The following is an 8,554-nucleotide window of genomic DNA, read 5'->3' on the forward strand; positions in this document are numbered from 1 at the left end:
CACAATAAATTTGAGATTTATTCATAATTAAAAAAATGCCTGATGAAAAAATTCACCAGGCATTTTGTAACCAAACTTAAATTTAATATGAAATTTTAAAATGCATAAATTGCAGCAACTAAGAAAGTTGATAAATTATCAGAAGGCATTCCATCGCTACCTAAATAAGGCTTATCATCACCCCAAGTATCCAATCTTAGTTCAGGCTTAATAGTTAAACCTTCAATTGCGTAACTACCTGTAAGCGTTGCAGCAAACACACCTGGATCATTACTTACAGCATCAGACATTGTTTGAAAATATTCACCTCTTAATCCGATAGAGAATTTTTCAGAAGTAGCTAATTGTGGGTAAATAGCAGCTCCGTAAAACCCTTCACCATCATTATCTGCATATGCAGCATTTATTCCTAAGTAAAAAGAATCAGAGATATCAAAACCACCTGTATAATCTACTTCAAAACCTAAACCTTTACCATCATCGTAGTAGAAGTTTAAATATTGTCCTTTAAATCCTAATTGAGCTCCTGCAGAATAAGCACCTGTAATATTGTTATTAACATCAGTAACGTTCATAGCAGCAAGCATTAAACTAAAATCATCAGACAATGCAAAGTCAGCTTTTAAACCTACGTGAGAAAAAGGTCCGTTAGAGAATAAATATGAAGTACTGTAGTTAAAGTTTCCTGTTGGAGAAATTACTTCGTACCCTAAATAAGTATTAAATCTACCCATTGTAAGCGTTGTTTTCTCAGTAACATCCCAATAAACATATAATTGGTTTAAGTTATACCCACCAACAGCAGCATCTCCACGAGGTCCAAAAGCTAAATCAATAACCGCACCTGTTTTTGCACCTTTATATTCACCTACAACATTAGCCATACCTAACGCAAAACCTAACTCATCAGCAAATGAAGTTCCAAAAGATTGTTGATCATTATCAGCAGCACTTATACTCACTTGATAGTAACCATCAACAGAACCACTTACACTAAATTTTTTCTCTGCAGCCTCTTCTTGAGCATTTATTGCACCAACAGAAAGCGTCGCTATTAAAACCAGCACTATTTTTTTAATTGTTTTCATGTTCTTTTAATTTAATTATTGTTTATTTTGATTGTTCTTGTTCTATTTAAAATTAATCGTTATACACATTTGATTTGTGTTCGTGAATATCCAATCCATCTACTTCTTCTTCTTTAGAAACTCTTAATCCAATTGTTTTCTTCAAAGTATAAAGTACAATAAATGAAGTTGCTATTGCCCAAGCTCCGATAGCTAAAACACCAGTTGCTTGCACACCTAACAAACCAAATCCACCACCATATAAAAGACCACCGTCTAACGCAAATACACCAACTAATAAAGTACCTAAAGCACCACATACACCGTGTACAGATACAGCACCTACTGGATCGTCAATTTTTAATTTTTTATCTATAAATTCAATTGAGAATACTATTACAATACCAGCAACCAAACCAATTATTGCAGCACCAACTGGACTAACAGCAGCACAACCAGCAGTAATAGCTACCAAACCAGCCAAAGCACCGTTTAAAGTCATAGAAACATCAGGCTTACCATACAATCCCCAAGAAACAAACATTGCAGCGATTGCAGCAGCAGCAGCAGCCAAATTAGTTGTGATTAAAATACCTGAAACAGCATTTACATTGTCTCCAGAGATTGCCAACTGAGATCCACCATTAAATCCAAACCAACCAAACCATAGTACAAATACACCAATAGCACCTAATACAATGTTATGACCTTGAATTGCATTTGATTTTCCATTTGTGTATTTACCAAGTCTTGGTCCCACTAAAAAAGCAGCAATAAGAGCAGACCAACCACCCACAGAGTGAACTACCGTTGAACCAGCAAAATCAATAAAACCCAAATTAGTTAACCAACCTTCACCTTGCCACACCCAGTTTCCTGAGATTGGGTAAATTACAACTGTCATTATCAATGAAAAGATAAGGTAAGTTGTAAATTTTGTTCTTTCTGCAATTGCTCCCGAAACGATTGTTGCAGCTGTAGCAGCAAACACAGTTTGAAAGAATAGATTGTGCATATTCTCCATATCAGAGAAAAACAAACTTGGAGTTCCAATAAAACCTCCAATTTCATCTCCATACATAACTGTATATCCAATAGCCCAGAAACCCAAACTACCTATACACAAATCCATTAAATTTTTCATTATAATATTACCAGCATTTTTTGATCTAGTAAAACCAACCTCTACTAAGGTAAAACCAGCTTGCATAAAAAACACTAAAATTCCGCTGATTATAATCCACATTATGTCTAATACCGCATTCGTATCCATACTATTTATTTTTAAAAGTTAAAATTTGATTTATTATTTTAAGGCGTCAGATCCTTTTTCTTTTGTTCTTATTCTGTAAGTTTCTTCAACATCTGACACAAATATTTTACCATCACCTACAATTCCAGTACTAGCAGTTTTTAACAAAACATCAATTGTTCTATCTAAAAAATGATCCGAAACCACTATTGATAAATACCTTCTCTGAATGTCTGAAGTACTATAACTAACACCTCTATAAACATGACCTTGTTTTTCATTACCAACTCCAGTTACGTCCCAGTAACTAAAAAAATTAACCTCAATAAGATGTAAAGCTTCTTTAACTTCATCAAATTTTGACTTTCTAATAATCGCTTCGATTTTCTTCATAATAAAATGATTTTTATAATTGATTTCGGGTCAAAAATATATTTTTATTTAATACCCCCCTAATTTTTTAGGGGTATAGATTTCACTTTTATGTTTTTTCACTTTTTTACCCACTTTTTTTATGGGTATAATAAATTTTGTGAATTATTTTACCATTCTTTAACAAAAAATTGTGATGAGATTTTTAAAATGAGTGTAAAAAAGAATATAAAAATGAAGAAATAAAAAAAATGTATGCTATTTTACCTTATTTAATGTTCTATTTTAATAGGCAAACGAATAAATATTCTGTAAAGGATAATTTTGAGTAAAAAATAAAACTATTCTATATTGATATTGACTTTTAAAGTAAAAGAAATGAAGACTTTAAGATTGACAAATTAACCACTGATTATCTAAAGTGCTTTTAAGCATTTTTACTTAAAAAAGCATGAATAATTGATTTTTTTGGTTTTAAGAAGCCGTTAATAGATACAAGCTTTAGATTTACAATCTTGCAATTATTAATTATTTATTTTTAATTATTATTGCGTTAGTGATTGCAGCGACATCCTTTTTTAGAATGAAACGCAGTGGAATTGTAAAAAAGATATAGCGAAAAGCACGACCCAAAGGGGAACGCCCAAATTATATAAGTTGAAAGTCGAAAGTCGAAAGTCTTAAAGTCACTTCGCGAAAAAACTTGTTATAGAAGCTAATTTTTTAATATTGGTTTACACATTGAGTTATCAACTTTAAAAAAACCAACTAAGAAAGACTGAATATTTATTTAAAATTTTACCTTATCAGTATCTACCCAACTCCATTTACCTGTTACAGTTCCGTTTTGAAGCGTTATTATACCTGGATTTGCTCGCACAATTGTTTTTAATGTCGTTTCATCGCAAAACAACATGTCGAAATTTAAACGATAGTTATTTTTAATATTCAAAAAATCTTCATTCATAGAAGCCGAAAGCAAATACACCTTATAATTGTTAGCCAATGCCTGATCGGTTACATTTTTAACATTTAAAAAACCCAACATATCACTTTTACTTAAATTATAAGCAACAACTAACATAACCTTATCTTCGGCCAAAACAGCATCGGTTAAATTTTCACCTTCAGCAGATTCTAAATAAAAATCGTGAATAGGCGGCTCTTCTTCACCTATATATTGCATCCCTTCAGGAATATTTTTACCAATAGCATATGGTCTAAAATCTATAATTGGCAAATGCACCAACACATAATAAGTAATATATAGGAAACTAAAAAATGACAAAAAGGCGATCCATTTTAAATAATTTGAAGTCATTATTGGTTGAATCATTTTTACTTTCCACACCAACAACACAACAAGAATAACTAAAACAATGTTTTTATAAAAAGTACCCCAAGTAGACAATTTAACCGCATCACCAAAACAACCACAATCCGTTACCTTATCGTAATAAGCTGAATACCAAGTTAAAAACAAAAATACCAACATAATACCTAGCAAACTCCAAACCGTAAATTTAGGCAAATACCCGAGCAATAAAAGCACACCTAACATAATTTCGAACAAAATCATTGCAATTGAAAAAAGCAATGAAAACGGAATTAAAAACTCCAAGTTCAACACATCTGCACTAAAGTATTCTTGAAATTTGTAGGAAGACCCTAGCGGATCAACCAATTTTACAAATCCAGAAAATACAAATGTCAATCCTACTATTAAACGGGCTATAAATACGGCAATTTTCATGTTATTCAGTTTCGTTGATATGGATTAAGGCAAAAACTGCATAATTAATCATATCCTGATAATTTGCATCAATTCCTTCAGAAACAATTGTTTTACCTTTATTATCTTCAATTTGTTTTACGCGCAATAATTTTTGAAGTATCAAATCTGTTAATGAACTTACACGCATATCTCGCCAAGCCTCACCATAATCATGATTTTTATTTTCCATTAACTGTTTTGTAATTGCAATATGCTTGTCATACAAAGCTACTGCTTCATCAACAGCCATATCAGGTTGCTCAACCACACCTTTTTCTAACTGGATTAAAGCCATGATGGCATAATTGATAATACCTATAAATTCAGAAACCTCACCTTCATCAACTTTTCGAACACTATTTTGTTGCAACTGACGAATACGTTGTGCTTTTATAAAAATTTGATCGGTTAACGAAGGTAGCCTTAAAATACGCCAAGCTGTACCGTAATCTTTTAATTTATTTGCATATAATGTTCGGCATTTTTCAATAACCTGATCGTATTGTTTTGAAGTTTGTTGCATGTAACTTTAATTAATTCCGTAAATTTCGCACAAATTTAACGAATTAAAAAATCAATTCCTCTATTATGAAAAAAGTTGCTGTTTTTTGCGGATCGAGCATAGGATTTAATGAAATTTATAAAAATGAAGCCATAAAATTGGGCGTTTATTTTGCAAAAAACAACATAGGGTTGATTTATGGTGGAGGAAAAATTGGAATGATGGGCGCTATTGCTGATGCTATTATTGAAAATAAAGGAGAAGTAATTGGCGTAATTCCAGGCTTACTTAGACATGAAGAAGTTGCACACTCAAACATCACCGAAATGATTGTAACCAAAACCATGAGCAAACGAAAAGTAAAAATTAGCAAATTGGCCGATGGCTATATTGCCTTACCCGGCGGTTTTGGAACTTTAGATGAAATTTTTGAAGCCCTTACACTAAATCAGCTTGGTATTGAACAAAAACCTGTCGGCATTTTAAACACCAACGGTTTTTTTAATCCCATAATTTCTCAATTAGATGTTATGGTTAATGAAGGATTTTTAAAACAATCTAACAAAGACATGTTAATGATAAGCGAATCTATTGATGAGTTGATTGCTAAAATGTTTAATTATGAAGCACCTATAATGACCAAAGTAATTGATAAGGTAATAAAATAATGAAGCATATTAACTGCAATGGTAAATTGATTGATTTAAACTCTCCAAAAGTAATGGGGATTTTAAACATTACACCCGATTCTTTTTTTGACGGCGGCAAACACAACACTCCTGATGCTATTATTTTTCAGGTTGAAAAAATGCTAAATGAAGGTGCTACTTTTATTGATGTTGGCGCTTACTCATCAAGACCCGGTGCAAAACACATTTCAGAAGAAGAAGAAATGAGTCGGATTTTACCAATTATAAAATTACTAACTAAGACTTTTCCTTCCATTTTAATTTCAGTAGATACTTTTAGAAGTAATGTTGCAAAACAATGTGTAGAAAATGGTGCTTGTTTGATAAATGACATTTCAGCAGGAGATTTAGACACTTCCATGTTTTCAACAATCGCAAAACTACAAGTACCTTATATTATTATGCATATGCAAGGTTCTCCACAAAATATGCAAAACAACCCAACTTATCATGATATTGTAAAAGATGTTCTTTTTTATTTTTCAAAAAAAATTGCAGAACTTAGAGCTTTAGGAGTCAACGATATTATTACCGATGTTGGTTTTGGCTTTGGAAAAACATTAGAACACAATTACAAATTACTCGCAAATTTAGAACTTTTTAAAAATTTAGAAGTCCCAATGCTTGCAGGTTTATCAAGAAAATCGATGCTTTACAAACCATTAAACACTTCAGCAAAAGAAGCATTAAACACAACCACCGCTGCAAATACCATTGCATTATTAAACGGCGCTACTATTTTAAGAGTACACGATGTAAAAAAAGCAATGGAAACTATTAAAATTGTTGAACTTTTAAAAAACAATCAATGAAAAAAGTAATTATACTTATAATTTCTGTAATTTTATTAAGTTGCTCTCAACAAGAAATAAAACTTCCAAAACTTGCAACAAAAGGTGTACAAGAAATTTACGACCATTCTCAGGTTTGGATTTTTTTTGAAGTTAAAGAAGGCGATACTATTGCAAATTTAAATCGTAAAAACACCATAAGCTCCACACATTGGATTTACAATATTGACAATCGTTTGCCATTAAAATCATTTATTTCTTCAATTATTAATTTGCAAGACAAACACGCAAACGGCATACACTCTAAAGAAGGAATGCACAATTATTATAGCTACGCAGATACAATTTCTAAAAAATTATCTTTTTTTGAATTTGATAAAACCGTATATAAAACTGATAGCTTACTCTCAAAATACGAGATAAAAACAAACAGCGAACTTTACAAAAGCTACAACAACATCAACCTTACTTTTAATCCAGAAAATACCTGGATTAATGATGCTAAAATGGAAAATGGCGAATTAAAAAATACGCTAATCGATTTTATTGATTTTTCTGCGGAAGGAAAAAAAACCATGTTACATCTAAATTTCAACCAAAATCTGTCATACCAAAATTATCTTTTTTACAGAACTTTGATTGAAACAATTCAAAATACAAACATTTCAATCAATCAATTCGAGTATATTTTCGACCCAAATAAAGTTCCAGATTGCGGCTGCCAATAAATATTTTGTATGCAATCTTTTTCCTATTTTTACAAAAAATACTTCAATGTTCGACTTTTTAGACTTTACTTTTTTAGATGCCTTAGATATCATTTTAGTAGCAGTACTACTCTATTATGTATATAAATTACTAAAAGGAACTGTTGCTATTAATATTTTTATAGGTATTGCATTGATTGTAATTATTTGGAAAATTACAGAAGCGTTGCAAATGGAAATGTTGAGCGGATTATTGGGCGCTTTATTAGGTTTAGGCGCTATTGCTGTTTTAATTGTTTTTCAACCAGAGGTTAGAAAATTTTTATTAATGCTTGGCTCCACAAATTTTACAAACAAACGCAGTTTTTTAAAACAATTGCGATTTTTAAAAACCGAGATTCATACCACTATGAATGTTGAAGCTATTATAAAAGCTTGCGAATCAATGGCTACTACAAAAACCGGCGCTTTAATTGTTTTAGAACGAACACACAATTTAGATTTTGTAAAACCTACTGGAGACAAAATGAATTGTGAAATCAACAAACCAATATTAGAAAGTATTTTTTACAAAAACAGCCCATTGCACGATGGCGCTATGATAATTAAAGAAAACTTTATCATTGCAACCCGAATTATCTTACCTCTTTCAAATAAATCACTACCATCTCGATTTGGTTTACGCCACAGAGCTGCCATTGGAATTACTGAAAAAACCGATGCACTTAGCCTAGTTGTCTCTGAAGAAACTGGAAAAATATCATACATTAAAGACGGTGAGTTTGTTCTTTTTAAAAACACCAACGAACTAATCGAAATGATTAGATATGATTTAAATTAGCTTAAATACCATTTACAAGTAATACAGCAGAAATTATAGGATTAACAACAATATTTGCATAAACACAACAATTGTTATTGATCCCCATAAACACTAGGGATCATTCTCAAAAGTTGTGTGTGAATTGAATTAAAATTATGATTTTTGTTTAAAAAATAAATTTTGGACAATTATCTAGACTTACTAAAACTCATACTCCCTGAGTTTTTAATCAACCACTTCTATCTGGTAAAGAACACCAAAAACGGTGAAGTAATGCATCTTTATTTTGAAGAGCGAAATATACCTCCAAAAGAGCAGGTTTCCAAAGTTCTAATAGCGCACGGTTTTCACAAAGAAGTAACAATCCAAGATTTTCCATTACGTGGAAACACGGTTTATCTACACATAAAACGACGTAGATGGCTGGACAAAACAACCAAGGAAGTTATTCAAAGAGATTGGAACTTAGTAGCACAGGGAACACGGATGACCACCGAGTTTGCTGCTTTTTTAAAAGAAATTAGTCAATACTAAGGCTTCTGATTGCCATACCATCGGCAGTTTCTATGGAGTTAAT

The 8,554-nt window shown here is 31.6% G+C and carries 10 protein-coding genes; 5 read left to right on the forward strand and 5 right to left on the reverse strand.

Annotated elements, in window-relative coordinates; all coding sequences use genetic code 11:
- Positions 1-95 precede the first annotated feature (95 nt).
- The 5 genes from EC396_RS04850 to EC396_RS04870 form a co-directional block, all read right to left on the reverse strand.
- A complete protein-coding gene (locus EC396_RS04850) occupies positions 96-1,088 on the reverse strand; it encodes an outer membrane beta-barrel protein (RefSeq protein ID WP_129365576.1) in 993 nt (330 codons plus the stop codon).
- A 52-nt stretch (positions 1,089-1,140) separates the two neighbouring features.
- The gene (locus EC396_RS04855; protein WP_129365577.1) at positions 1,141-2,340 is read right to left on the reverse strand and encodes an ammonium transporter; all 1,200 of its coding nucleotides are present in this window, start codon (positions 2,338-2,340) and stop codon (positions 1,141-1,143) included.
- A gap of 33 nt (positions 2,341-2,373) precedes the next feature.
- Positions 2,374-2,712: a P-II family nitrogen regulator gene (locus EC396_RS04860; RefSeq protein ID WP_129365578.1), complete on the reverse strand. Its 339-nt coding sequence runs from the start codon at positions 2,710-2,712 to the stop codon at positions 2,374-2,376.
- 769 nt (positions 2,713-3,481) lie between these two features.
- A complete protein-coding gene (locus tag EC396_RS04865; protein ID WP_129365579.1) occupies positions 3,482-4,444 on the reverse strand; it encodes a MauE/DoxX family redox-associated membrane protein in 963 nt (320 codons plus the stop codon).
- 1 nt (position 4,445) lies between these two features.
- On the reverse strand, positions 4,446-4,988 hold the full coding sequence (locus tag EC396_RS04870; RefSeq protein WP_129365580.1) for a DUF1599 domain-containing protein: 543 nt from the start codon (positions 4,986-4,988) through the stop codon (positions 4,446-4,448).
- Between the two features lie 65 nt (positions 4,989-5,053).
- Here EC396_RS04870 and EC396_RS04875 point away from each other — a divergent pair, with 65 nt between their 5' ends.
- The 5 genes from EC396_RS04875 (at position 5,054) to EC396_RS04895 (ending at position 8,511) form a co-directional block, all read left to right on the forward strand.
- Positions 5,054-5,635, forward strand: a complete 582-nt coding sequence (locus EC396_RS04875) for a TIGR00730 family Rossman fold protein (RefSeq protein WP_129365581.1) — start codon at positions 5,054-5,056, stop codon at positions 5,633-5,635.
- Complete coding sequence (gene folP, locus EC396_RS04880) at positions 5,635-6,468, forward strand: dihydropteroate synthase (RefSeq protein WP_240665635.1); 834 nt, start codon at positions 5,635-5,637, stop codon at positions 6,466-6,468. The genes EC396_RS04875 and folP overlap by 1 nt, the downstream gene beginning before the upstream one ends.
- Positions 6,465-7,175 carry a hypothetical protein gene (locus tag EC396_RS04885; RefSeq protein ID WP_129365582.1) on the forward strand — a complete coding sequence of 237 codons (711 nt, stop codon included), beginning with the start codon at positions 6,465-6,467 and terminating at the stop codon, positions 7,173-7,175. The genes folP and EC396_RS04885 overlap by 4 nt, the downstream gene beginning before the upstream one ends.
- A 46-nt stretch (positions 7,176-7,221) precedes the next feature.
- Positions 7,222-7,995, forward strand: a complete 774-nt coding sequence (gene cdaA / locus EC396_RS04890; RefSeq protein WP_129365583.1) for a diadenylate cyclase CdaA — start codon at positions 7,222-7,224, stop codon at positions 7,993-7,995.
- A 162-nt stretch (positions 7,996-8,157) separates the two neighbouring features.
- Positions 8,158-8,511 carry a transposase family protein gene (locus EC396_RS04895; RefSeq protein ID WP_129365076.1) on the forward strand — a complete coding sequence of 118 codons (354 nt, stop codon included), beginning with the start codon at positions 8,158-8,160 and terminating at the stop codon, positions 8,509-8,511.
- Positions 8,512-8,554: the final 43 nt, after the last annotated feature.

Source organism: Lutibacter sp. HS1-25 (genome assembly GCF_004121075.1).
Taxonomy (GTDB): domain Bacteria; phylum Bacteroidota; class Bacteroidia; order Flavobacteriales; family Flavobacteriaceae; genus Lutibacter.